The 21599-nt window shown below is 61.3% G+C and carries 21 protein-coding genes and 1 tRNA gene; 8 read left to right on the forward strand and 14 right to left on the reverse strand.

Annotated elements, in window-relative coordinates; all coding sequences use genetic code 11:
- Positions 1–10: 10 nt before the first annotated feature.
- From M2397_RS27795 to M2397_RS27815, 5 genes are read right to left on the reverse strand one after another with little or no spacing between them, the layout of a single operon-like run.
- On the reverse strand, positions 11–1042 hold the full coding sequence (locus tag M2397_RS27795; protein ID WP_145338452.1) for an ABC transporter ATP-binding protein: 1032 nt from the start codon (positions 1040–1042) through the stop codon (positions 11–13).
- Positions 1039–1833: an ABC transporter permease gene (locus tag M2397_RS27800; protein WP_167656852.1), complete on the reverse strand. Its 795-nt coding sequence runs from the start codon at positions 1831–1833 to the stop codon at positions 1039–1041. The genes M2397_RS27795 and M2397_RS27800 overlap by 4 nt, the downstream gene beginning before the upstream one ends.
- Positions 1830–2648 (reverse strand): iron ABC transporter permease, encoded by an 819-nt coding sequence (locus M2397_RS27805; RefSeq protein ID WP_131699896.1) that lies wholly within the window; start codon positions 2646–2648, stop codon positions 1830–1832. Before M2397_RS27805 ends, M2397_RS27800 begins: the two co-directional genes overlap by 4 nt.
- The gene (locus tag M2397_RS27810; RefSeq protein ID WP_259244846.1) at positions 2649–3653 is read right to left on the reverse strand and encodes an ABC transporter substrate-binding protein; all 1005 of its coding nucleotides are present in this window, start codon (positions 3651–3653) and stop codon (positions 2649–2651) included. It lies immediately after the preceding gene.
- Positions 3637–4656: a LacI family DNA-binding transcriptional regulator gene (locus M2397_RS27815; protein ID WP_131699894.1), complete on the reverse strand. Its 1020-nt coding sequence runs from the start codon at positions 4654–4656 to the stop codon at positions 3637–3639. Before M2397_RS27815 ends, M2397_RS27810 begins: the two co-directional genes overlap by 17 nt.
- A 355-nt stretch (positions 4657–5011) precedes the next feature.
- Here M2397_RS27815 and M2397_RS27820 point away from each other — a divergent pair, with 355 nt between their 5' ends.
- Both M2397_RS27820 and M2397_RS27825 read left to right on the forward strand, forming a co-directional pair.
- Positions 5012–6109 (forward strand): carboxynorspermidine decarboxylase, encoded by a 1098-nt coding sequence (locus tag M2397_RS27820; protein WP_141155330.1) that lies wholly within the window; start codon positions 5012–5014, stop codon positions 6107–6109.
- Between the two features lie 28 nt (positions 6110–6137).
- Positions 6138–7382 (forward strand): saccharopine dehydrogenase family protein, encoded by a 1245-nt coding sequence (locus tag M2397_RS27825; protein ID WP_032889518.1) that lies wholly within the window; start codon positions 6138–6140, stop codon positions 7380–7382.
- 252 nt (positions 7383–7634) lie between these two features.
- Here M2397_RS27825 and M2397_RS27830 read toward each other — a convergent pair whose 3' ends face one another.
- Both M2397_RS27830 and M2397_RS27835 read right to left on the reverse strand, forming a co-directional pair.
- Positions 7635–9908, reverse strand: coding sequence for a hypothetical protein (locus tag M2397_RS27830; protein ID WP_167656939.1), 2274 nt, complete (start codon positions 9906–9908; stop codon positions 7635–7637).
- Positions 9909–9960: 52 nt separating this feature from the next.
- Positions 9961–10035, reverse strand: a tRNA-Leu gene (locus tag M2397_RS27835).
- A gap of 538 nt (positions 10036–10573) precedes the next feature.
- On the opposite strand from M2397_RS27835, the gene M2397_RS27840 reads away from it, so the two are divergent.
- Positions 10574–10813: a DUF6124 family protein gene (locus M2397_RS27840; RefSeq protein WP_131699891.1), complete on the forward strand. Its 240-nt coding sequence runs from the start codon at positions 10574–10576 to the stop codon at positions 10811–10813.
- A 37-nt stretch (positions 10814–10850) separates the two neighbouring features.
- Here the strand turns inward: M2397_RS27840 and glsB are convergent, their stop codons facing one another.
- From glsB to M2397_RS27860, 4 genes are all read right to left on the reverse strand, one after another.
- The gene (gene glsB, locus M2397_RS27845; protein WP_027607252.1) at positions 10851–11759 is read right to left on the reverse strand and encodes a glutaminase B; all 909 of its coding nucleotides are present in this window, start codon (positions 11757–11759) and stop codon (positions 10851–10853) included.
- A gap of 80 nt (positions 11760–11839) precedes the next feature.
- A complete protein-coding gene (locus M2397_RS27850; RefSeq protein ID WP_131699890.1) occupies positions 11840–12226 on the reverse strand; it encodes a hypothetical protein in 387 nt (128 codons plus the stop codon).
- Entirely contained in the window at positions 12216–12611 is a 396-nt protein-coding gene (locus M2397_RS27855) for a hypothetical protein (protein ID WP_256663600.1), read from the reverse strand. Before M2397_RS27855 ends, M2397_RS27850 begins: the two co-directional genes overlap by 11 nt.
- A 59-nt stretch (positions 12612–12670) precedes the next feature.
- Entirely contained in the window at positions 12671–13015 is a 345-nt protein-coding gene (locus M2397_RS27860; RefSeq protein ID WP_090402992.1) for a hypothetical protein, read from the reverse strand.
- A 91-nt stretch (positions 13016–13106) separates the two neighbouring features.
- Here M2397_RS27860 and M2397_RS27865 point away from each other — a divergent pair, with 91 nt between their 5' ends.
- Complete coding sequence (locus tag M2397_RS27865; RefSeq protein ID WP_259244848.1) at positions 13107–13442, forward strand: hypothetical protein; 336 nt, start codon at positions 13107–13109, stop codon at positions 13440–13442.
- 199 nt (positions 13443–13641) lie between these two features.
- Here M2397_RS27865 and M2397_RS27870 read toward each other — a convergent pair whose 3' ends face one another.
- From M2397_RS27870 to M2397_RS27880, 3 genes are read right to left on the reverse strand one after another with little or no spacing between them, the layout of a single operon-like run.
- Positions 13642–15117: an FGGY family carbohydrate kinase gene (locus M2397_RS27870; RefSeq protein WP_259244849.1), complete on the reverse strand. Its 1476-nt coding sequence runs from the start codon at positions 15115–15117 to the stop codon at positions 13642–13644.
- 5 nt (positions 15118–15122) lie between these two features.
- The gene (locus tag M2397_RS27875) at positions 15123–16055 is read right to left on the reverse strand and encodes a transketolase family protein (protein ID WP_131699886.1); all 933 of its coding nucleotides are present in this window, start codon (positions 16053–16055) and stop codon (positions 15123–15125) included.
- A complete protein-coding gene (locus M2397_RS27880) occupies positions 16045–16881 on the reverse strand; it encodes a transketolase (protein WP_259244850.1) in 837 nt (278 codons plus the stop codon). Before M2397_RS27880 ends, M2397_RS27875 begins: the two co-directional genes overlap by 11 nt.
- Positions 16882–17242: 361 nt before the next feature.
- Here M2397_RS27880 and M2397_RS27885 point away from each other — a divergent pair, with 361 nt between their 5' ends.
- The 4 genes from M2397_RS27885 (at position 17243) to M2397_RS27900 (ending at position 21590) form a co-directional block, all read left to right on the forward strand.
- A complete protein-coding gene (locus M2397_RS27885) occupies positions 17243–18250 on the forward strand; it encodes an ABC transporter permease (protein ID WP_131699884.1) in 1008 nt (335 codons plus the stop codon).
- Positions 18251–18300: 50 nt separating this feature from the next.
- Entirely contained in the window at positions 18301–19233 is a 933-nt protein-coding gene (locus M2397_RS27890) for a sugar ABC transporter substrate-binding protein (RefSeq protein WP_131699883.1), read from the forward strand.
- A 15-nt stretch (positions 19234–19248) separates the two neighbouring features.
- Complete coding sequence (locus M2397_RS27895; protein WP_131699882.1) at positions 19249–20760, forward strand: sugar ABC transporter ATP-binding protein; 1512 nt, start codon at positions 19249–19251, stop codon at positions 20758–20760.
- Between the two features lie 65 nt (positions 20761–20825).
- Positions 20826–21590, forward strand: a complete 765-nt coding sequence (locus tag M2397_RS27900) for an SDR family oxidoreductase (RefSeq protein WP_032889550.1) — start codon at positions 20826–20828, stop codon at positions 21588–21590.
- Positions 21591–21599: the final 9 nt, after the last annotated feature.

The following is a 21599-nucleotide window of genomic DNA, read 5'->3' on the forward strand; positions in this document are numbered from 1 at the left end:
AAGCAAACTCTCACGCATTCAGGGTGAACAACATGTGCGGCGCAATCGCCAGGGCAATCGGCGCGCCGACGGCGTACAGGTGGTTGTCGCTGCTGTCCACCAGCAGCGGTTGCGGGCCGCCTACGTCCACCAGCAGGCGGCTTTGGGCGCCCTGGAAAAACTGCGCCAATAGATGGCCGTGCAAGTGCCCTTCGCTCTCCATCACCCGTAGGTGTTCGGGGCGGCAGTACACGGTGTTGGGCACGTCGGCGGCCTGCCACGGCAACTCGCCGCCGCAGACTTTCAGGCCATGGGCGGTTCGCGAGCTGACGGCAAAGGCATTGAGGTTGCCGACAAAACCGGCGACGAACGCATTGGCCGGTTTCTGGTAGATCTCCCGTGGGCTGGCCAGTTGCGCGACGCGGCCGTGCTCCATCACCAGGATACGATCGCCCAGGGCCATGGCTTCGCCCTGATCGTGGGTGACAAATACCGAGGTGATACCGAGGCCGCGCAGCAGTTCATTCAATTCGCTGCGCAAGCGTTCGCGCAATTGCGCATCGAGGGCCGCCAGCGGTTCATCCAGCAACAGCACTTTGGGGCGCGGCGCCAAGGCACGGGCCAAGGCCACGCGTTGACGCTGGCCACCGGACAATTCGTGGATGCTGCGCTTGCCGTGATTTTGCAGGCCCACCAGCTCCAGCAGTTCCTCGCAACGCTTGTTCCGCGCCAGCGGCGCCATGCCGCGAATCTTCAAGCCGTAGACGATATTGCCGGCCACATCGAGGTTGGGAAACAGCGCGTAGTTCTGGAACACCATGCCCACGTCGCGGCGCTCGATGGGCAGGCGGGTGACGTCGTCGGTGCCGAAAAAAACCTGGCCCACATCCGGGCGTTCCAGGCCGGCAATCAGGCGCAAGGTGGTGGTCTTGCCGCAGCCGGACGGGCCGAGGATCGCCAGGGTTTCACCGCCTTCGACGGTCAGGTTCAGGTCATGCACAGCCACGGTGCCATCGGCGAACGACTTGCGACAGCCTTGCAGGCGGATAGTGATAGCGGTCATCGACGCTCTCCACGGGACAAACGAGCGCTGATGGCCTGCAACGCAATCAGCAGCGGCACGATCATCAGCAAAAAGATAAGGGTGTAGGCGCTGGCGATTTCCAGGCGCGCCGAGGCGTAGCTGTCGGCCAGGCCCACGGGCAATGTCTTGGTCATGGGTGTGTGGAGCATCCAGGTCAGGTTGAATTCGCCCAACGACAAGGTCACCACCATCAGCACGCCGGCCAGAATCCCCGCCCGGCAGTTGGGCACCACCACGCTGAAAAAGCGCTTGATCGGCCCGGCGCCCAGACTGGCCGCCGCCTCTTCCAGCACCGGCAGTTGCTGGCGTTGCATCACCGCCATCACCGGACGTACCAGGAACGGCAAGGTGAACAACACATGGCCCACCAGGATGAACAACCAGCTGCTGCGAAACGTGCCGAACTGGCCGTAGGTGAGCAGCAACGCCAGCGCACTGGCCAGTCCCGGCATCGCCACCGGCAACACCATCAGTTCTTCGAAGGCACGGCTGAAGCGGTTGTTCATGCGCACCAGCGCATACGCCGCCGGCACGCCGATCACGCAGACACACACCGCGCACGCCAGCGCCAGCTGCAACGACAGCCATACGGTGGGCGAATAGGCCTGCCATACCTGGATCAGCCAGTCGAAGGTCAGGCCGCTGGACAGGCCGACGAAGAAATTGCGCGTCAACCCGGCCAGCAACGACATCAGCACCGGCACCAACATGAACGCGCACACCAGCAAGGTGAACAGCAGTTGAACCACAAACAGCGATGAGCGCTTCACAAGACAGTCCCCGCATTTTTCACCAGGCGTCGCGTGAGCAACAGCACCGCCCAGGTCAGCGCGCCGAGCACCACCGACAACGCGGCGGCGACGGCAAAGTTGGCGTAGTTGGTGAATACATTGTAGATCGCCACCGGCGTTACATTCAGGCGCGTGCCCAAGGTGAACGCGGTGCCGAAGGCGCCCATGGACGTGGCGAAGCAGATCGCGCCGCAGGACGCCAACGCCGGCGCCAGGCCCGGCACGATCACGTCGCAGACCACCCGCCAGTGCCCTGCTCCCAGCGAATGCGCGGCCTCTTCCAGGCTGCGGTCGAGGCTTTCGCACGCGGCCATCACCGTGAGGATCACCCGGGGAATCGAGAAGTACAGGTAGCCGACAAACAGCCCGGCCAGCGAGTAGGCAAAGATCCAGCGCTCACCGGCCAACTGCAGGCCCAGTGACGCCAGCAGCCCCTGGCGCCCGGCCAACAGGATCACCAGGAAGCCCACCACCACCCCGGGGAACGCCAGGGGAAACGTGAGCAAGGCCACCAACGCCGAACGCCCGAAAAACTGCTGGCGCGCAAGGAACACGCCGCTGATGCCGCCGATCAACAACGCGGTGAACGTCACGACGATGGCCAGCACGCAGGTCTGCGCCAGGCTGCCCAGATACTGCGCGCTACTGAGCACCTGCCAATAGCCGCTGCCGTGGCTGTCGCGGCTTTCGGCGCCGAGCACCATCAAGTGCGCCAGCGGCAACAGCCAGAATGCGAACAGCACCGCAAAGGCCGGGGCCAGCGCCCAGGCCGCCTGTTTTGCCGATGCAGCCACTTACTTGACCTCGTTCAGGTAACGGGCGGCGAAGGCTTCCTGCACAGCGGCCATTTTCTGATAGTCCACCACACCGGCGCGGGCGTAATCGCTGTCGGGCAGGAACTGCGCGGCAACGTCGGCCGGCATGGTCACCGGGCGTACCGGGCGCAAGTAAGCCTTGGCCCAGAGTGCCTGGCCTTGGTCCGACAGCACGAAGTCCAGCACCTTCTCGCCATTGGCGCGGTGCGGCGCGCTGGCCACCAGGCTCATCACATAAGGCACGCTGATGCTGCCTTCCTTGGGAATCACGAAGGCGACGTTGGCGTTGTCTTTGTAGCGGGCGCGGTAGGCGTTGAAATCGTAGTCCACCAGGATCGGCAACTCGCCGGACAGCACCCGCGCATAAGCGGTCTGCTTGGGCACGATAGGCGCGTTTTTCGCCAGTTTCTGGAAGTAGTCGATGGCCGGTGCAAAGTTGTCCAGGTCGCCGCCCATTGCGCGGTTGATCGCCACGGCAGAGACGTAACCGACGAAGGCGCTGGACGGGTCCAGGTAGCCGACCATGCCTTTGTATTCAGGCTTGAGCAGGTCGGCCCAGCTTTGCGGCACCGGCAGGCCACCCAATGCATCGACGTTGACCATGATGCCCAAGGTGCCGGAGTGGATCGCAAACCACTGGCCGGCGGGGTCTTTCAACCCGGCGGGGATCTGCTCCCAGCCCTTGGGTTTGTAGCCATCGACCACGCCGGCCTTTTGCGCCTGCAAGCCGAAGGTCACGCCGTAATACACCACGTCCGCGACCGGCGCGGCCTTTTCGGCCACCAGTTGCGCCAGGGACTGGCCGGAGTTCTTGTTGTCCAGCGGCACCTGCACACCCGTGTCGGCGGCGATGGCCTTGAGCTGGGTGCCCCAGTCGGCCCAGTCCGGCGGGCAGTTGTAGCAAATAGCCGTGTCGGCGGCCTGGGCCAGGCTGGCCACACCGCACAGCAGCACGGCTGCCAGGGTTTTACTGAATGCGCGCATCAAGGGACTCCTCAAACGGTTGGGTACTTTCGCCCGGCCGGATATGGCAAGGCAGGCAATGGGAAACCGGGTCATTCCCGGCGATCTGTGCCAGCAGTTGGTCAATCACCGTGCTGGCCAGCAGCGCGATGGGTTGCACCACGCTGCACAAGGTCGGGTGCATCTGGGTGCCGAGGGCGATGCCGTCAAAGCCCATCACCGACAGTTGCCCGGGTACATTCCAGGCATTGCGGCGCAGCTCGGCGATCAGGCTGATAGCCAGGAAATCGTTGGAGCACACCAGCGCGCTGGGGGCGTCGGGGCCGTTGAGGTACGGCTGGATGGCGGCGAAGTCGGCCTGGGTATGCGCGGGCATTTCGATCACCGCGCGGCTGTTGAGGCCGTGTGCCTTCATCGCATCGCAATAACCTGCGTAGCGCAGGCGTGCGCGGTCGGACTGCAAGGCGGGGCCGGCGACCATGCTGATGCGTCGATGACCGGCCTCCAGCAGGTAACGCGTGGCCAAGGCCATGCCCGCGCGGTTGTCCACCGACACGGCGCTGTAGTTGGGGTTGCTTGGTTGGTGATAGGCCAGCACGAACGGGGTTTTTTCGGTATTCAGGCTGCTGAGCACGCTGTTGCTTTCGGCATCGGTGACCGTCAGCACCAGGCCATCGACGCGCTGGCGCAGCAGTTCTTCCACCACAATGCACTCGCGCTCGCTGCTGTAGTCGGTGGTCGCCAGCACCAGGCTGTAGCCACGCAACCGCGCGGCACGCTCCATGGCCTGGAACTGCTCGGCGAACACCGGGTTGAGCAGGTTGGGCACCACCACGCCGATCAATTGGGTGGTTTGCAGGCGCAGTTGGCGGCCGAGCAGGTTGGGCCTAAACCCCAACTCCCGGGCGGCGGCGAACACCTGCTCACGGGTCGCCGGGCGCACCTGGTCGGGGGAGGCAAAAGTGCGGGCGGCGGTCGCGCGGGATACGCCGGCCAGTCGCGCGACGTCTTTCAAATCAGTCATGGTCACTCGCTTGAGATCGATCTCATTGGCGAGGACAGTAACGGCGGAATGTGGCAGGAAGGTGGTGGGGAGATGACGGTTTGATGGCAGTGAAGCAAAGTCACATAGGCCAAGATGTGGGAGGGGGCTTGCTCTCGATAGCGGTGGATCAGCCCGCCAATAGGGTGCCCGACACCCCGCTATCGGGAGCAAGCCCCCTCCCACACCGGGACAGTGCATATCCTTAGATAGTCATACTCCGGGGCTATGCTTGAAAAACCGGCGTGCAAAATCCGCCAGCTAACCTTTCGATTCGATCCAAGTGCGGGCACAATGCGTGTCCTTTTTTGGCAGGCACCACCGCAGGCTCTCAAAAATGATCAAAACGCCGTACTACCTCATCGATAAACAGAAGCTTCTGGTCAACATGCAGAAGATTGCTTACGTGCGCGAGCAGTCCGGCGCCAAGGCCCTGCTGGCGCTCAAGTGCTTTGCCACCTGGTCGGTGTTCGACCTGATGCAGGAATACATGGACGGCACTACCTCGTCGTCGCTGTATGAGTTGAAGCTCGGTCGCCAGAAGTTCGAAGGCGAGGCGCACGCCTACAGCGTGGCCTGGGCCGACGATGAAATCGAAGAGATGCTCGATAACTGCGACAAGATCATCTTCAACTCCATCAGCCAGCTGCAGCGTTTTGCCGAACGCAGCGAAGGCAAGACCCGTGGCCTGCGCGTCAACCCGCAGGTGAGCAGCTCCGACTACCTGCTGGCCGATCCGGCGCGTCCGTTCAGCCGCCTGGGCGAATGGGACCCGGTGAAGATCGAAGGCGTGATCGAACAGATCTCCGGCTTCATGTTCCACAACAACTGCGAGAACGGCGACTTCAACCTGTTCGACCAGATGCTGAACACCATCGAAGAACGCTTCGGCGCGCTGCTGCACAAGGTCAACTGGGTCAGCCTGGGCGGCGGCATCCACTTCACCGGTGAAGGCTATGCCATCGACGCCTTCTGCCAGCGCCTCAAGGCGTTCTCGCAGAAGTACGACGTGCAGGTCTACCTGGAACCCGGCGAAGCGGCGATCACCAACAGCGCTTCCCTGGAAGTCACCGTGCTCGACACCCTCTACAACGGCAAACACCTCGCCGTCGTGGACAGCTCCATCGAAGCTCACCTGCTGGATCTGCTGATCTACCGCCTCAACGCCAAGCTGGCGCCGAGCGAGGGTGAACACACCTACATGGTGTGCGGCAAATCCTGCCTGGCCGGGGACATCTTCGGCGAGTATCAATTTGATCGTCCGCTGGCCATCGGCGATCGGCTGTCGTTCATCGACACCGCGGGCTACACCATGGTCAAGAAAAATTGGTTCAACGGCCTGAAAATGCCGTCCATCGTAGTGAAACAACTCGACGGTACAGTCGAAGTGGTTCGTGAATTTGGTTACGACGACTACCTGTCCAGCCTTTCGTAAGCTGGCGGATATAGGAGAAATAAAGCAATTGAAAAAGAACGTTCTTATCATTGGTGCAGGAGGTGTCGCCAAGGTGGTGGCCCACAAGTGCGCGCAGCACAACGACGAACTCGGTCGTATTGCTATCGCGTCGCGCAACATCTCCAAATGCCAGGCCATCATCGACAGCGTCAAGGCCAAGGGTAGCCTCAAGGTTCCCGCCGACATCCAAGCCTTCGCGCTGAACGCCCTGGACGTGGAAGCGACCAAGGCCCTGATCCGCGAGACTGAATCGCAGATCGTCATCAACGTGGGTTCCGCGTTCCTCAACATGTCGGTACTGCGTGCCTGCATCGACACGGGCGTTGCGTACCTCGACACCGCCATCCACGAAGAGCCGGGCAAGGTCTGCGAGACCCCGCCGTGGTACGGCAACTACGAATGGAACCACCTGGAAGAGTGCAAACAGAAGAACATCACCGCCATCCTTGGCGTGGGCTTCGACCCGGGTGTCGTCAACGCGTATGCCGCGCTGGCGCAGCAACAGCATTTCGACCGCATTGATTCGATCGACATCCTCGACGTCAATGCCGGCTCCCATGGCAAATACTTCGCCACCAATTTCGATCCGGAAATCAACTTCCGCGAATTCACCGGGCAGGTGTGGAGCTGGCAGAACAGCCAGTGGACCAGCAACACCATGTTCGAAGTCAAACGCACCGACGACCTGCCGGTCGTGGGTTCGCAGAACCTCTACCTCACCGGCCACGATGAAGTGCACTCGCTGTCGAAAAACCTCGACGTGCCCAACGTGCGTTTCTGGATGAGCTTCGGCGAACACTACATCAACGTGTTCACCGTGCTGAAAAACCTCGGCCTGCTCTCCGAGAAGCCGGTCACCACCGCCGAAGGCCTGGAAGTGGTGCCGTTGAAAGTGGTCAAGGCCGTGCTGCCCGACCCGTCTTCGCTCGCCCCGGGCTACACCGGGAAGACCTGTATCGGCGACCTGGTCAAAGGCACCAAGGACGGCCAGCCGCGCGAGATGTTCATCTACAACGTAGCGGATCACGAAGAAGCCTACGTAGAAACCGACAGCCAGGGCATCTCCTACACCGCAGGTGTTCCACCGGTAGCCGCCGCGCTGCTGGTAGCCCGTGGCGAGTGGGATGTGAAACACATGGCCAACGTCGAGGAACTGCCGGCTGAGCCGTTCCTCAAGGCGCTGGACGTGATGGGCTTGCCGACTCGGATCAAGGACGAGCACGGTGATCGAGCCTGGGATGCAATTGCCTGATAGGCGATAGCTGACCGAACAAAAAAATGCGCCCCGCGGGGCGCATTTTTATGGGCGGCAACTCCCTCCTGTAGGAGCGAGCTTGCTCGCGAAAATCGTCAACGATAACGCAGCGCTTCAGGTTTATCGTGGCGCGCTCTAGTTTTTCGCGAGCAAGCTCGCTCCTACAGGGGATAGCCAGTGCAGGTTACGCGCGGAGTAAACACACGCCCGTACGCAGCTCAAACACGGCAGCGATATTCAGCGTATGGCCTACTGCCCAACGGTCCGGCTTGATTCAACGTGCTGTGGAGGCAGTAGCCAGTGACGTGTAGTGGTCCATCCCAGAAATACCCTCGCGCCATCGGCTGTTGGACACTGTTGAGGCAATACTTCGCCTGCAACGGCTTTGCGCAAGCCACTCATCAACGGTAGAAATTTTTCTCGAAAAGCCACAGGCTGCGTGGCGAAATAAGCCTCGACAGACCTCAACGCATCTTTGCATTCAAATTCGTCAAGCATCGCAAGGTAAAACACCATCTGACGCCAGGCATAGGCCGTGTTCTTCAGCATTATCAACCGAGCATGATAGTGCTCAGTCTGCATCTGGTGCCGTTTGCAGATCCACTCAAAACACGCCTGGACCATGCTCCCTAGTCGAGGCTTTAGAAAAACTTTCAATCCAAGCTCATCGAAAAGCAGTGCGAGGTTTTGAGTGGTTAAAATCTGCTGCTGCTCAAGGATGGTGCCATTGGTTGCAGGGTGCCACGTGCCCAACCTAGCCTCCGCGCGCTTCGCGCATAAGGCGGCAAAGGCATCGCTTGAAACTCGCGCATGTCGTCGCTCTGTGATGACCAGACGGGCCAGTTCATCGGTATCAATCGCGTAGTAACGTGCGTATAGGGTATCTGCCATCACCCCTCCCGCTCGCCGAGCATTGTCAGCGAACTTAGGTGAAAACTTCCCCATGAAGATATCTGCAGCGACCTCCTCCACGAAGGGAAGATCCAGCCCCGCAGCGTCCGCCAGTGTTCCAAACTCCTGGAGAAGCTTGTTAGGAAGGATGGCATAAGGAAAGGCATGAATCGTCAATGCCGATGATTCAACAAGAGATTGCCTGGCGGCACTCGCTGCACCAACGCCTGACTGCCGGTCACCTTCAATTACAGTAACCCATGGCAACTCACTGAAGCCGACCTGACGCTGAAGGTTTAATAGCAACAACGAACGCCGTCGACGGAAAGCCTGGTAGGTCGAGGCGTAGACCATCCTCAGTGCTTCGTCGCGTAGCCCCGAGCTACTGAGCTGAGCGGTCATCGCGGGCAGCAGCCGTGCGACTGTGTCACCCGAAGTGATGAGCCCATGCTCGATCAATTCGCTGATTGTCCCACTGCGACAGCGTTGAACTCGCCGCAGGATCGCCTCGGGTATCGCGACACATCCGCCCTGCGCGCACTCCAATGCCTCCTCAGCAGTGAGCGGAACGACCAAATCGACAAAATCCGAAATACCACTTTTCGCCGGATACTTGGAGAGACGCTTTGCCACGGCACGCGCAATCAGGTGATGCTCTGGCCCCGCAACCTGGCGAAGCTGATTTGCACGGAACGCAAGGTGAGAGGCCGAATTCGGCGCGCCATGCTTGCGCACGAAGTCATCGACAATTCGCTTTATGCGACCTACGTGACGCCCTGTGAGCGATTCAGCATCGCGGGCGCATTGCTCGAGCAGAAGAAACAATTCATCCACACGATCGGGGGTGCGTTTGTTGAGTCCAAGGCTGTTATAACGCGCATCTAATTCGGCTGCCTGTTCGTGCCACTGAACCGGGTAACTGCGGCACGGCCAGCCAGCCTGATAAGTCAGGAGGAAATGCGCAACGGCTGAATCATATAGGGGCAGACGCGCTTCAATACTCTGTTTCTGAGCAACGATCTGAGCGCGAGGCGGCAAGGTTGAAAGCAATTCCTTGACCTCACCGGCATCAACTATGTGAACCTGCGTGGCTGAAATCGGGAGCTGCGCGGAGATTGACGGAAAGAAACGCAATCGATCGAAGAACGGAACAATCAGGTCTATAAGTGCCCTGGCTTCATCGTTGCGCTGCTGGCCTGACAGCCAGGCCACTGTCAGTAACGCGGCCTCTTCCGGTACCTCAACGCGATAGTCACAAGCGGTCAGACGCTGGTGCAAAGCGTCAAGGCCATCATCCGTCAGGTGCCAGGCATTGATGTCCAACCGCTCGAACCCCGGGCGAACACCCGGAATAGAGGCGGCCAGTTCACGCTCATTGCCGGTCAATTCGCCACCAGCCAGAAGGTTGCCGGTAGCAAAGCCCCCCGTAATGACTTCCAGCGTAACCCAGGCGGGAAGCCCGGCAATCGGGGCGCGCGAGCCGTACTCAGCACTGCCTTGCAGCATGTGCGTAATTACCTGCTGCCACTGTGAAATACGTCTGCTGGCTTTAAAGCGAGCGAGGGGACCGCAATTTTTATCGTGCGCAATCAGCGCTTTGGACAGTTGGAAAACCGCATAACCCGCGCCCATACCAGTCACCCCGTGTGTTCTGGGCCTGTGTCCAGATTGCCTTGTGATGTGATGGGTCCGGAGGCTGGATTCGAACCAGCGCCCACCCGGTCCTGAGCCGAGTGTTCTACCGCTGAACTACTCCGGAACAGCGGGCGCATTGTCTGGCAATTGCTGAAGAATGTGAAGGTTCGAGGTCATCATTAAATAATGGCCTACGACAACGTACTTCTTTTTTGTAAGAACCGCCGCGGGCCTCTGCGCGCTATTCCGGGGAATGCCGAATCAAAGATCGTTCCCACGCTCCCGTGTATATCCATCTGAGAAATGGGAAAAACCTGGGTTGCGATGGCAGCGTAGCATTCGTTTTCTGCGTTTGCTCTTCTCGGATTTTTCCGACAAGGCTTTCAGGTTGTCGCTCGGAACTTCCCTGACTAACCTCTCCGCCGTCGCTGCCAATTCAGCGACCGGATTTGACCGTCCGGCCTTGTTAACGAACTGCTACGCCCTGCACCTATCCCAGGCGTTTTTTTTGTGCCTGAGGTATCGTGTCGCGGCAGTTGTGCGCGGGATACCTTCGGGTATGCCGGGTTCGTTGACAACCGGTCGGTCAACCCGCGTACAGCTGCCACCCTCTTCGTTTGACCGCGAACGCTGGCGGCTCCACTTGTCGACGGAGCTTCACCATGATTAAAGACAGCCCCAATCCCCCAGAAAAACTCTTCACCGTGCGCCCCAACCTGGGCACGGAAACCCTGCTGGTCAACGCGTCCCAGGATCTATCCTCCATCACCGACATCGCCACTCACCTGGCCTTTGAAGTCGACGGTACGCAACGCAATGTAGCGTTGGGCATCTGCCGAATGCTGGAAGGTGTGCAACTGTTGGTGGACAAAGCATTGGATGACGCCCATCCAGCGGCATGACACTCAGATGATCGTTCCCACGCGCGTGGGAACGAGCTCAAAACACCGACCACCCAATCCGCTCACTCAACAACTCCAACGCCTTGATCCCCGCCAGCGAGTTGCCCGCCGCGTTCAACTCCGGCGACCACACGCACACCGTAAACTGCCCCGGCACCACCGCGACAATGCCGCCGCCCACACCGCTCTTGCCCGGCAAGCCCACGCGATAGGCAAAATTGCCCGCCTCGTCATACAGCCCGCTGGTGGCCATGATCGAGTTGACTTGCTTGGTCTGCCGCGCGGTAAGGATCTGTTCGCCGCTGTGGGCACTGGTGCCCTCGTTGGCCAGGAAGCTGAACGCCTTGGCCAGGTCCAGGCAGCTCATCTGCAGGGCGCAGTAGTTGAAGTAGCTGTGCAGCACCGCGTCCACGTCGTTGTGGAAGTTACCGAAGGATTTCATCAGGTAGGCCATGGCCGCATTGCGTGCGCCGTGCTGGGCTTCGGAGTCGGCGACGACGCTGTTGACCAGGATCTGCGGGTTGCCCGACAGGCGCCGCACGAAGTCGCGCATCGACAGGATCGGCACGGCAAAGCGTGATTGGTTGATGTCGCAGATCACCAGCGCGCCGGCATTGATGAAGGGGTTACGCGGGCGGCCGCGTTCGAATTCCAGTTGCACCAACGAGTTGAACGGTTGCCCCGAAGGCTCGTGCCCCAGGCGTTCCCAGATGGTTTCACCGCCGTGGTCGATGGCCTGCACCAGGCTGAACACCTTGGAAATGCTCTGCACCGAGAACAGCGTATCGGCGTCACCGGCGCGGTAGGCCGAGCCGTCATTGCCGTACACCGCGATGCCCAGCTGGTTGGCCGGTACATCGGCCAGCGCGGGAATGTAGTCGGCGACTTTGCCGAGGCCGATCAGGGGGCGCACTTCGTCGAGGATCGACTCCAGCAGCGCCTGCATGTCTTGTCCTGTCATCTGTCTTTGAATCGGTGGAAAGCGGGGTGCGGAGGATACCTGAAACACGCAGGCCAGGTGGCGTACTACAGAACGTGAAGACCCTCCTCGTCCCGGTAATACATAAGGGACTCGTACTGAAACGACATCAAGAAACAGGCCTCACACCTCGCAGTCAGTTGCTCAACCAGTTGCCTGACGTCAGCCAATGGATCAGCGTCCTGCGGCGCAGGCCCCTTGATGCGCAGATAACCACGAACGGCCACCGGAAATGCCAGATCGCTCGGGCCTTGCGCCCGAATATCAGGATCATCCACTTCATAGCAGCCGCTCAGAAAAAGACCTGAATGAAAGTGCGCCACCACCGACTGTTCATTCTGTTCCAGTTCAGCAACGCCCACCGCGTTCACGGCGTCAGCCAGATGGACCAGGGACATTCGCTTATCAGCCTCAAGATGAATATCAAGCCCCATGGAGCACAGCCTCCAACCGTGTGTACAAGCGTAACCCCTCAGTCTCGTCAGCATTGGCATCGAGAAACACCAGATCCTCGCAAAGCCCGGACGGCAACGAAATACCCACCACAAAATCACGCCCTGTTGCGCCAGCCAGGGCTTTGGCAAACAGGACCAATTGGTCAATTTGAGATTGGCTGACGCAAGGTAAAGGAAGGTTGAGCCCGATAAACCAGTCATTCAGATCATCAGGCGCCAGGTCGGGTTTACGCTCGTGCTGATGATTCACAAACACGGCGCAATATTGCGCCCAATCGCTGACCAATGCGCGAAAGGCGTCGACCAATACCGGTTCGATTGCTTGGTTGTCAGATCCATCGACGTAACAATAAAGCGTGTGCATGGTGCGCATCCTGGTCCGCGGGCGGGCAATTCTAGCGCGAACGCGGCGAACACCTCGATTCAATGCGCCCTGAAACCCCACACAATCTCCACCACCCGCTCGGCCACCACCAGATAAACCAGGATCAGCAACAGCTGCAAGGCCAGGTGATAACGCAGCTTGGCCAACCGGCGAATGCCATCGCTGACGTTCAACAGCATCAGCACTGTCGACAGAATGATCAGTCCCCACCCCGCCACGCTGGAAGCAAACACCCCGATAAACAGGTCCTGCTGCCCCACGAGGGTATTGGTGCCCGCCGCAAACAACAGCGCGCACACCAGCAGGTTTTTGACGTTGTCGAAGATCTGCGTGCTCAGGTCGTTTTCCAGCAGGGCCACATACCGCTTCCATAACGTGCGCATGAGTCATTACCGGTTAGGGATCGCTCGTCAATCAAAGTAGTCCATATGCCCGTACACTGCACCGCTGCGCTTACTCCACGAGGACTTTTGCATGAAATTGATGATTGGCCTGGCCGCTTTACTGCTGGTATCGGCCTGTACCACGACCCCACCCGCCCAGGACGCTGCGGCGTCCACCTGCCTGGCAGGCGGCGGTACCATGAAGCAAGTCGGCAAGCTGCAGAGCTGGAAATGCATCACGCCGTACAAGGATGCGGGCAAGGCATATACCGATTCGAGCCAGTGTGAAGGCGAGTGCCAGACCAGTGTCACCACCCAGTCCGGCAACGGCCCTGTGACCGGCGCGTGCCAGGTGGATAACGGCCACTTCGGCTGCTCGGCGACGGTGGAGAAAGGCAAGCTCGGCCGAGCGATCTGCGTGGACTGAGCCACACCACCGAACCTATTCGGCGCGCGGGGCCAGGAAACCGTGCGCATCGGTCACCAGAAATCCTCCACGCTGATCACCCTGCCGATGCATTCTTCAAGGCGGGGTTGTTGCCGAAGGCGGTGGATGCCAAGGATGTACAGACCTGGCGGCCTTGAAGGCTTGCACCGCCCCTCCCACAGTTGGTTTGCATATGACGTTAGAAGAGTGTGCGGGCCAGAGCCTTTTTCCACTCTGCGTAGCGCCCGGCCATCGCCGGATCCTCCTGCGGCTCAAAGCGCTCGCGCTGGCGCTCCAACTGCCCCAGCGCCGTATCACTCGCCCACACCCCCAACGCCCGACCCGCAAGGTGCGCTGCGCCCAGCGCCGAGACTTCCGGCGACAGGCTGCGCACCACCGGGCGTTGCAACAGGTTGGCGAGGAACTGCATCAGCCAGCGGTTGCGCGTGGCGCCGCCATCCACCCACAGTTCCTTGAGCGGGCTGCCGATGTCTTGCTGCATGGCTTCGAACACATCGCGAATCTGATAGCCGATGGATTCCAGCGACGCGCGCAGGATGTGCGCGCCGGACGTGGCTTCGGTCAACCCGCAGATCAGCCCACGGGCGTCGGCCTTCCAGTGCGGTGCGCCGAGACCGGACAGCGCCGGTACAAAGTACACGCCGCCGTTATCCGGCAGTTGCGCGGCCTGTTCGGTCAAGGCGTCCAGGGACTCCCCGGCCACCAGGCGCGACGCCCATTGCACGGCAGCGCCGGTATGGACGATATTGCCTTCCATGCCGAAGGTGGGTTGGCTGCCGTCATGCCAGGCCAGGGTGGTCGACAGGCCATGGGTGGAGGCAATCGGCCCACTCATGGGCGTCATCAAGGACGAACCGGTGCCGAGGGTGGCCTTGACCAGCCCCGGCGCAAAACCGCCCTGCCCGTACAGCGCCGCATGGGAATCACCGATCATCGACATCACCGGGATACCGGCGGGCAAGCCGCCCACGGCGACCGTTTCGGCGAAGAACCCGGCGCTCGGCTGGATCGGTGCCAGGGCCGCAGCAGGAATGCCGAACAGCGCCAAAAGCTCAGGATCCCAGGCACAGGTGTGCAGGTTGAACAGTTGGGTGCGCGCGGCGTTGGAATAGTCGGTGGCAAACACCTGGCCGCCGCTGAATTGCCACAACAGCCAGCTGTCGACGGTACCCAGGCAGATCTCCCCGGCAGCGGCGCGGGCATGGCCGTCCTCAAGGTGATCGAGAATCCAGCGAAATTTGCCCGCCGAGAACATCGGGTCCAACGCCAGCCCGGTCTTTTCCAGGATCAGCGCTTCATGGCCTTGCTCATGCAGTTGCGTACACAACGCCGTAGAGCGTCGGCATTGCCAACTGATGCACGGCGACAATGGTTCACCGGTATGCCTATCCCAAGCCACCACCGATTCACGCTGGTTGCTGATCGCGAGCGCAGTGATCGGACGATCCACCTGGGCCAGGCATTCTTCAATCGCCGCCAATGTGTTTTGCCAGATCAGCAACGGGTCCTGCTCGGAAAAACCGGCCTGGGGATGGCGGATGCTCAAGGGCCGCGAACCGCGCGCAATTACCTGGCCAAGTTCGTTGACCAGGACTGCCTTGGCGTTGCTGGTGCCTTCATCTATCGCGAGGATCAGCGGGGTGTTGTTATTCATTGAGTTCACCGCAACCGAGTGGCAGCCGCCACGATCCCAGCCGCGTCGATGTTATGCAAGGCGCGGGTCGGTTCGCGGGCACCGGCGGCGGCGTACTCGCCATCGCCGATACCCAGGCGGATCAGGGCAATGCCCAACCCGGCTTCGGCCAGCACTTCGGCGACCAGGCTGCCGACGCCGCCATTGATGTTGTGTTCTTCCACACTGATGACAGCGCGGGTGCCGCTCAAGGCGCTGAGCAACACATCACGCTGCAAGGGCCGGATCGACGACAGGTTGATCACCTGCGCCTGGATGCCCTGCTCCGCCAGCAATGCCGCTGCATCCACCGCTTCATGCACCACCGAGCCCAGGGCCACGATGCTCACATCGGCGCCCTGGCGCAGGATGTCTACCTGACCGGGCACAAACTGATAGTCGGCGCCGTGCACGTCGGGCAAGGCTTTGCCGTCGAGGCGGATATACACCGGGCCGTGGTAGCGCAGCGCGTAATCGATGATCTGGCGGCACTCGACGGCATCGGCCGGGGCGAAGATCTGCACATTGCCAAACCCGCGCATCACTGAAATATCGTCGAGGCTGTGGTGGGTGCTGGCGAGCGGGCCATAACTGGTGCCGGCATTCAGGCCGAACATCTTCACGTTGGCCTGGTTGTAGCAAACGTCCACCTTGATCTGCTCATTGGCCCGCGAGATCAGGAACGGCGCCGCGTTGCAGGTGGCGGCGATCTTGCCCCCCAGGGCCAGGCCCGCCGCGACGCTGACCAAGGATTGCTCGGCAATGCCGACATTGATCAGGCGCTCGGGAAAGCGCTGGGCAAACGGGCCGATCTTGGCCGTGGAGGTGGAGTCGCTGACCACCGGCACTACGTCCAGCCCGGCCTCGACGGCAGCGATAAACGCTTCCACCATGACGCTCGCCAAATGTTCACTCGCCATGGTTCAACTCCTCCAGTGCTGCGTTGATTTCATCACCCTTGGGCACGCGGTGGTGCCATTCGGGGCGGGCTTCGATAAACGACACGCCCTTGCCTTTAATGGTGTGGGCGATCAGCACCTGGGGCGCGCCGGTCTTGGTCTGCATGGTTTCCAGGGCTTCGATCAATTGGCCGACGTCGTTACCGTCGCACTCGCTGACGCGGAAGCCGAAGGCCGCCCATTTCACGTCCAGCGGGTCCAGCGGCATGATCTCGGCGGTCAACCCCGCCAGCTGCAGCTTGTTCTTGTCGACGATCACAAACAGGTTATCCAGGCCGTACTTGGCCGCCGCCATCGCCGCTTCCCAGTTGGAGCCTTCGGCCAGTTCGCCGTCACCGGTCAGCACGTAGATGCGTTTTTTGCTGCCGGACATCTTCGCCGCCAAGGCCAGCCCGACCGCCACCGGCAAACCGTGGCCGAGGGCGCCGGTGTTCAGTTCGATGCCGGGGGTTTTCTGGCGTACCGGGTGGCCGGGCAGGTGCGAGTTGAAGTGCTGGTAGGTGGGCAGCCACTCGGTGGGGATGTAGCCCGCCTGCGCCAGGCAGCAGTACAAACCGCCCACGCCGTGGCCCTTGCTCTGGATATAAATATCGCGTTCGGGGTCTTCGGTGCGTTCCGGGCCGGTGTTGAGGATGCGGAAATACAGGGTGGCGAGGATGTCGGTTTCGGAAAGATCCGCTCCGGTGTGGCCGCCGGCCGGTGAGTCGGCATTCAGGCGGATCACATGGCGACGGATCAGGCAGGCCTGTTCCTTGATCTGGTGGGCGTCGTACTGGAAGGCATTCATGCAGCGGCTCCTTTGAGGCTGACCACGCGGGTGAAAGTGTCCAAGGCTGTGTTTGAATATTTATTCAGCAGTGACAATATATTTCTATTTAGACGCCGATCCTCTGGCAGGTCAAGTGAGCGAACCGCCGAAAAATCAAATAAAGCTCGGAAATATCCCTCGGACAAACGGCCAAAATCCCACGCCGGCTCATCTAGTCCGTGGCTTTGCGTCGGGCAAAAACACCGGATCAGCGGCATACAAGAAAAATTAAGCGCTTGACTTTGACACGGTGTCACTGGAATCTGAATTAACAGTCAGGCACGCATAAATATTCACAACGCCTGAAAGCACTCCAAAAAAAATAACTCAGGAGAACACTGTGGACGCCAAAGCTATTGTCCAGCACCCGGCCGAACTCAAGCCGCCACCTCGCCCACGAATTGTCAAACTGCTGCCCAGCAATATCGGCGGTCCGTTGATCGGGCTGGTGTTGCTGGTGCTGGTCTTCTCCTTCAGTTCCGAATACTTCTTCTCGTTGCGCAATGGCCTGAACATCCTCGATCAGGTCACGGTGCTGGGCATCCTGGCGATCGGCATGACGGCGGTGATCGTGATCGGCGGCATCGACCTGTCGGTTGGCTCGGTGCTGGCCTTTTCGATGATGATGCTCGGCTGGCTGTATCAGGATCAGGCGGTGCCGCTGGGCTTCGCGATTCCGATCTCGATTGCCAGCGGTATGCTCGCCGGGCTGGTGTCCGGTGCGTTGATCACCTACGCCAAGCTGCCCCCCTTTATTGCCACGCTGACCATGATGTCGGTGGCCCGGGGCCTGGCGAATATCCTCACCGAAGGCCGGCAGATCGTCGGCTACCCGGACTGGTTCACCAGCCTGGCCACAGTGCGCCACTTTGGTTTCCTCTCGGCCACCGTGGGCCTGTTCCTGGTGATGCTGGTGGCGGCCTGGGTGTTCCTGCGCTTTCGTGCCGGTGGCCGTAACCTCTACGCCATGGGCGGCAGCCCGGAAGTAGCGCGGTTGTCGGGCATCAAGGTGCGGGCGATTACCTTGTGGGTGTACGCCATCAGCGGTGCGCTGGCCGGCATCGCCGCGGTGACCCTGGCCGCGCGCCTGGACTCCTCGCAACCAAGCGCCGGGCTGAGCCTGGAACTGGACGCCATCGCCGCCGTGGTGATTGGCGGCGCCAGCCTCAGTGGCGGCGTCGGCAGCATCGGCGGCACCCTGGTGGGCGTGCTGATCATTGGCGTATTGCGCAATGGCCTTAACCTGCTGGGGGTTTCACCCTTTATTCAACAAGTGGTGATCGGTGTGGTCATCGCCCTCGCCGTCACCATCGACACCCTGCGACGCCGCTCCAGCACTGCCCGTTAAACCTGTTCGACAGTTGACACCCTCCAACAATAAAACCAGGAGTCACCGACATGTTCAGCCCCAAGAAATTGCTGTTGGCCACCGCTCTCGCCGCCGCCACCCTCACCGCTGCCGGCACCACCTGGGCCAAGGATTTGACCATCGGCCTGGCCGTGGCCAACCTGCAGGCCGACTTCTTCAACCAGATCAAGCAATCGGTGGAAGCCGAGGGCAAAGCCAAGGGGGTCAAGGTGATCACCGTGGACGCCCAGGGCAACTCCTCCACCCAGGTCAGCCAGATTGAAGACCTGATCACCCGCCAGATCGACGTGCTGATCTACATCCCGGCCGGTGCCACTGCTGCCGGTGTGCCGGTGAAAGCCGCCAAGGCCGCGGGCATCCCGGTGATCGCCGTGGACCGCAACGCCCCCGACGCACCAGGCGACACCTTTATCGCCAGCGACAGCGTGGCCGGCGCCAAGACCCTGGCCGAGTACGTGGGCAAGATCACTGACGGCAAGGGCCGCATCGCGATCCTGCAAGGCCAGATCGGTACCACCCCCGAGAATGATCGCGCCAAAGGCTTTGAAGAGGGCCTGAAAGCCTTCCCGGACCTCAAGGTCGTCGCCCAGCAACCGGCCGAATGGACCCAGGACAAAGGCTTCGCCGTGGCCCAGGACCTGCTCCAGCGTGACCCGAACATCACCGTATTCTTCGGCCGCGCCGATGCCATGGCGCTGGGTGCCGCCCAGGCGGTGAAAGTCGGCAACCTCGATCACAAGGTGGTCGTGGTCGGTTTCGACGGCGACGTGGCCGGGCTCAAGGCCGTGCAAAGCGGTGTGCTGAACGCGACCATGACCCAGCAGACGCAGAAAATGGGGCGCCTGGCCGTGGCCTCGGCCATCGACCTCAAAGCCGGCAAGACCCTGCCCAAGGAGCAACTGTTGCCCACCGTGCTGACCACTAAAGAAAACGTCGCGCCGTTCCTGCAACAGCACCCGTAAGCCTTGGAGGTCGTCATGCAAGCAGCAGCCGTGGACACCGCTCGATCCGACGCGGTGCTGTGCCTGCGCAACATCAGCAAGGCCTACGGGCCGGTGCAGGTGTTGTCGCAGGTCAACGTGGACATTCGCCCCGGCGAGGTATTGGCCCTGCTCGGTGAGAACGGCGCGGGCAAGTCGACCTTGTCGTCGATCATCGCCGGGCTGGTGCAACCCGAAGCCGGGGGCAGCATGACCTGGCTCGGCGCGCCCTACGCGCCGGCTTCACCGGGGGCCGCGCTGGGTGCCGGGATCGGCCTGATCCACCAGGAAATCCGCCTGCTGCCGCAACTGTCGATCGCCGAGAACATCTTCGTCGGCCGCCTGCCCATGCGTCGTGGACGGGTGGACCGCGAGTACATGGAGGCCCAGGCGCAGATCCAACTCGAACGCCTGGGCCTCAAGGTGCCCGCCTCGCGCAAGGTCGAAGGCCTGAGCGTGGCGGCCCAGCAACTGGTGGAAATCGCCAAGGCGCTGACGCTGAAGGCCAGCCTGTTGATCCTCGATGAACCCACCGCCGCATTGGGTGGCGAGGAAACCGAGCTGCTGTTCAAGCAGGTGGAACGGCTCAAGGCCGAGGGCGTGTCGTTTATCTATATCAGCCACCGCCTGGAAGAAATCGCACGCATCGCCGACCGCGTGCTGGTGCTGCGCGACGGCCGGCAGATCGCTTTGCACGCCACGGCCCAAGTGCCGGTGCGTGAGTTGGTGGAGCAGATGGTCGGGCGCAGCCTGGAGCGAATATTCCCTGCGTTGCAGGCGCCGCAGGACCAAGTGATGTTGCAGGTCAAGGATTTGAGCTGCCGTGAGTTTGCCTTGCACGGCATCGACTTCAGCGTGCGTGCCGGCGAGGTATTCGGCATTGCCGGGGTGGTCGGCGCCGGGCGAACCGAGCTGGTGCGTACCATTGCCGGCGCGGCCCAGAACATCCAGGGGCATATGCTGCTGGATGGTGAGATCCGTCAGTTGCGCTCGCCCTTCGAGGCGATCCAGGCCGGCGTGGTGCTGGTGCCCGAAGACCGCAAGCAGCAAGGCGTGGTGGTGGAGCACCGTATCGAAGACAACCTGATCTACGGCAACACCGACCTGCTGGATAAACGCGGCTGGGTGTTCCCTGCCCCGCTGCGCGAATTCGCGCGCGCGGCGGCGGCGCGACTGGGGGTGAAAGGTGCGCCGCAGTCGCGGATTTCCAGCCTGTCGGGCGGTAACCAGCAGAAGGTGATCATTGCCAAGTGGCTGGCGCGCAACCCCAAGGTGTTCATCCTCGATGAGCCGACACGCGGCATCGACGTGGGTGCACGGGCGGCGATTTATGAAGTGATCGCGGATCTGGCGGCCAAGGGCATGGCGGTGATTGTGGTCAGTTCCGACCTGGATGAAGTGCTGGGGTTGTCCCATCGGGTGATGGTGATGAGCCGGGGACGGCAAATGGGGATTCTGGAGCGTGGCGAAGCCACCCCGGTGTCGGTGATGGAGATGGCCACCGCATAACCAAAGACCTGCAAAGATCCAACTGTGGGAGGGGTCTACTGTGATTTCAAAAATTGGAGTTATTCATGCAACTTTTTAGTCTTCAGGGCCAAGTGGCCTTTGTCACCGGCGCCGGCAGCGGCATTGGCCAAGCTATCGCCGTCGGGCTCGCCGAAGCCGGCGCGGATGTAGCCTGCTTTGATCTTCCGGGCAGCCCCGGCATTGCGAGCACGGTAGAACGCATCCAGGCGCTGGGCCGTCGCGCCTTGGCCTTGAGCGGTACCGTCACCGAGCGGGCCGCCCTGGATGCAGCGGTCGCGCAAACCGAACAAGAACTCGGCCCACTCAGCGTGGCCGTCAACTGCGCCGGCATCGCCAATGCCCAGGCCGCCGAAGACCTGGAACTGCAACGCTGGCAAACCACCCTGGACATCAACCTCACCGGCATCTTCCTCAGCTGCCAGGCCCAGGCGGCGGTGATGTTGCCGCGTGGCAAAGGCGCCATCGTCAATATCGCCTCCATGTCCGGCAGCATCGTCAACCGCGGCCTGTTGCAGGCGCACTACAACACCTCCAAGGCCGGGGTGATCCACCTGAGCAAAAGCCTGGCGATGGAATGGGCCGACAAGGGCCTGCGGGTCAATTGCATCAGCCCCGGCTACACCGCCACGCCGATGAATTCACGCCCGGAAGTCGCCGACCAGGTGAAGATCTTCGAACAGACCACGCCCATGGGCCGTATGGCCAGCGTGGAAGAAATGGTCGGCCCGGCGATTTTCCTGGTCAGCCAGGCTTCGTCTTTCTGCACCGGTGTCGACCTGTTGGTCGATGGTGGTTTTGTCTGCTGGTAAGGAGTTTTG

Source organism: Pseudomonas sp. BIGb0381 (assembly GCF_024809815.1).
GTDB lineage: Bacteria > Pseudomonadota > Gammaproteobacteria > Pseudomonadales > Pseudomonadaceae > Aquipseudomonas.

Coding starts and splice junctions, on each gene's coding strand:
- M2397_RS27795 (WP_145338452.1), bottom strand. CDS start 1,042: ATGACCGCTATCACTATCCGCCTGCAAGGCTGTCGCAAGTCGTTCGCC.
- M2397_RS27810 (WP_259244846.1), bottom strand. CDS start 3,653: ATGCGCGCATTCAGTAAAACCCTGGCAGCCGTGCTGCTGTGCGGTGTG.
- M2397_RS27815 (WP_131699894.1), bottom strand. CDS start 4,656: ATGACTGATTTGAAAGACGTCGCGCGACTGGCCGGCGTATCCCGCGCG.
- M2397_RS27820 (WP_141155330.1), top strand. CDS start 5,012: ATGATCAAAACGCCGTACTACCTCATCGATAAACAGAAGCTTCTGGTC.
- M2397_RS27830 (WP_167656939.1), bottom strand. CDS start 9,908: ATGGGCGCGGGTTATGCGGTTTTCCAACTGTCCAAAGCGCTGATTGCG.
- M2397_RS27840 (WP_131699891.1), top strand. CDS start 10,574: ATGATTAAAGACAGCCCCAATCCCCCAGAAAAACTCTTCACCGTGCGC.
- glsB (WP_027607252.1), bottom strand. CDS start 11,759: ATGCAGGCGCTGCTGGAGTCGATCCTCGACGAAGTGCGCCCCCTGATC.
- M2397_RS27850 (WP_131699890.1), bottom strand. CDS start 12,226: ATGGGGCTTGATATTCATCTTGAGGCTGATAAGCGAATGTCCCTGGTC.
- M2397_RS27855 (WP_256663600.1), bottom strand. CDS start 12,611: ATGCACACGCTTTATTGTTACGTCGATGGATCTGACAACCAAGCAATC.
- M2397_RS27860 (WP_090402992.1), bottom strand. CDS start 13,015: ATGCGCACGTTATGGAAGCGGTATGTGGCCCTGCTGGAAAACGACCTG.
- M2397_RS27865 (WP_259244848.1), top strand. CDS start 13,107: ATGAAATTGATGATTGGCCTGGCCGCTTTACTGCTGGTATCGGCCTGT.
- M2397_RS27870 (WP_259244849.1), bottom strand. CDS start 15,117: ATGAATAACAACACCCCGCTGATCCTCGCGATAGATGAAGGCACCAGC.
- M2397_RS27875 (WP_131699886.1), bottom strand. CDS start 16,055: ATGGCGAGTGAACATTTGGCGAGCGTCATGGTGGAAGCGTTTATCGCT.
- M2397_RS27880 (WP_259244850.1), bottom strand. CDS start 16,881: ATGAATGCCTTCCAGTACGACGCCCACCAGATCAAGGAACAGGCCTGC.
- M2397_RS27890 (WP_131699883.1), top strand. CDS start 18,301: ATGTTCAGCCCCAAGAAATTGCTGTTGGCCACCGCTCTCGCCGCCGCC.
- M2397_RS27895 (WP_131699882.1), top strand. CDS start 19,249: ATGCAAGCAGCAGCCGTGGACACCGCTCGATCCGACGCGGTGCTGTGC.
- M2397_RS27900 (WP_032889550.1), top strand. CDS start 20,826: ATGCAACTTTTTAGTCTTCAGGGCCAAGTGGCCTTTGTCACCGGCGCC.